Annotated in this window: 1 protein-coding gene; it reads left to right on the top strand. The window is 47.1% G+C overall.

Translation table 11 applies throughout. From position 1 onward, the window contains the following. On the top strand, window positions 1-741 hold a 741-nt coding region (locus WH223_RS14415; protein ID WP_340048449.1), incomplete at both ends, for a hypothetical protein.

Genomic DNA, 741 nt, shown 5'->3' with positions numbered 1-741 from the left:
GGCAGCGACTGTGGTGCAGCGGCTACATCAGCTGTTGCAGCCATCACGGTTAACAAACCAACAGCCATTACAAGTTCACCAGCTGAGGCTGTGTATTGTAAAGACGCAACAGCAACGGCCTTAACTGTAATTGCCGAAGGTACAGGTACATTGACCTATCAATGGTTTAGCAACACAAGTAATAGCACAACAGGAGGTACAGCTATTTCTGGCGAAACTTCAGCGAGCTATACACCAGCAACCGACGTTGTAGGAACACAATACTACTATGTAGTTGTGGGCAGCGACTGTGGTGCAGCGGCTACATCAGCTGTTGCAGCCATCACGGTTAACAAACCAACAGCCATTACAAGTTCACCAGCTGAGGCTGTGTATTGTAAAGACGCAACAGCAACGGCCTTAACTGTAATTGCCGAAGGTACAGGTACATTGACCTATCAATGGTTTAGCAACACAAGTAATAGCACAACAGGAGGTACAGCTATTTCTGGCGAAACTTCAGCGAGCTATACACCAGCAACCGACGTTGTAGGTACACAATATTATTATGTTATTGTTCAAGGAGACTGTGGCGCAGACGTCCGTTCAACGCCTGTTGCCATAGTCGTGAACAAGCCGACCGTAGTGGTGACTTCACCTTCTAGTGCCATTTACTGTGAAGGTGTAAGTGCCGCTGCGCTATCGGTGATTGCCGATGGTAGAGGTACATTGACTTATCAATGGTATGTAAATACGTCAAAC

It is taken from the genome of Sphingobacterium sp. MYb382, from assembly GCF_037572665.1.
Taxonomy (GTDB): Bacteria; Bacteroidota; Bacteroidia; order Sphingobacteriales; family Sphingobacteriaceae; genus Sphingobacterium.
The sequence above is the reverse complement of the archived record's forward strand: the minus strand, read 5'-3'. Positions and strand labels throughout refer to the sequence as shown.